Source organism: Micromonospora sp. NPDC047753 (assembly GCF_040642735.1).
In the GTDB taxonomy this organism is placed as follows: Bacteria; Actinomycetota; Actinomycetes; order Mycobacteriales; family Micromonosporaceae; genus Micromonospora.
Genome location: NZ_JBEYSL010000854.1, coordinates 1 through 1,390 on the forward strand (window position 1 = coordinate 1; position 1,390 = coordinate 1,390).

Sequence of the window (1,390 nt, forward strand, 5' to 3'; positions counted from 1 at the left end):
CCGCAGGTGTGCGCATCGGGAATCGCGGTCATGACCTGACTGTGGAAGTCGCGGTAGGTGGGAAGTGCCACGTTGAGGCCCACGGGAACGGCATCCGGAGGTTTGTTGACAAGGCGCACGTAAGCGAGTGCCTGGCCGGGCGAGACGATCGTGGTTGTCCATACGACGTCTTCGAGAACGACGGCCTGAAGCTTCAGTAGCCGACGAACTTCGCGCTTGCGACGCGTCCTGGCCAACGGCACGTCAGCGCGCTCAATCGTCCGACGCCCCCACTGTTGTAGCTTTTTCGGGTCTGGCAGGTCCAGAACGACGGTGAGCCCGGCCAGATAGAGCATCGACTTGCCCAGGCGACCCCAGAAGATCATGTCCTGACCGAAAAGCTCCAGGTTCTCCGTGGGCCTACCCGCGAACCACGCGGCCAAGACGTCGCCCAAGCCCCACATCTAAGACTCCGACCGATAGCGACAGCTACGAACGGGTCGATGGTGGCAGGTGGGGTAAAGCGAGGGAACGGTCAGGCGCGTGAGCGCGGCAGGCAGCACTTCTTGTACTTGGCCCCGGAGCCGCACCAGCAGGTGTCGTTGCGGCCGGGTGGCCAGGCGGTCATGCCGGCCTCGTCGAGGCTGTCGGCGTACTCGTCGAGGGTTTCCTCGTCGGTGGGGTCGCTGCCGGTGCGTTCGGCGAAGGCCGCCAGGCCGTCGACGGTGCCGACGACTACGCCCAGGTCGGCGCCGCCCATCCCGGACGCGTCGACGAGGGCGCGTTCGAGTTGGGCGCGGTGCTCGTCCCAGGTGGGCGGGTGGCTGTCGGCCAGCGCCGGCCAGCGCACCAGCAGGGCGTCGAATTCCGCCTGCGGCCAGAAGAGCAGCGTCGCCGGGCCGCCGTCGACGGCGTCGAGCGCGTGGGTGCTCGCGGCGCGCAGCCGGTCGGCGAGGTTGTCGTACTCGTCGTGGGGTAGGCCTGCCTCTTCGCGGAGGTCGTGCCGCCGCTGGGCCAGGCCGTAGATCATGGCCGCGGCCTCGTCCTGGGCGTCCTCGGACGCGTGCTGCTGGGTGCGGGTCCGTTCCAGGATCGCGTCGAGCGCCCCGGTGAGCCACTCCAACGCCGTGTCGGTGTGGCCGGACTCGGCCAGCTCGTCGATCAGGTACGTGGCTGCGGGGTCGGTTTCCAGCAGCGGACGCAGGGCGGTCAGTTCGGCCATGCCCTCGTCCGAGCGGTCGAGGCGCAGCAGCAGACCGCCGCGCACCGCTCGGGCGTACGCGTTGTCGTCCGGCTGCTCGGCGATGGCGCGGGTGGCGTACTACCAGGAGTTCGGCGACATCGTCTTCAGCGCCAGCGTCGGGGCCGTCACCAGCACCACGATCACCAGCTACCTTGGGGCGGGCCAGCA

2 protein-coding genes are annotated in these 1,390 nt (G+C 68.8%); both read right to left on the reverse strand.

Features of this window, described 5'->3' with window-relative positions:
- Window positions 1-434: hypothetical protein (locus ABZ749_RS35210; RefSeq protein WP_357235740.1), on the reverse strand; the 434-nt coding region annotated here is incomplete at its 3' end.
- A gap of 80 nt (window positions 435-514) precedes the next feature.
- Window positions 515-1,246, reverse strand: coding sequence for an SEC-C domain-containing protein (locus ABZ749_RS35215; protein WP_357235743.1), 732 nt, complete (start codon window positions 1,244-1,246; stop codon window positions 515-517).
- Between the last annotated feature and the right edge of the window lie 144 nt (window positions 1,247-1,390).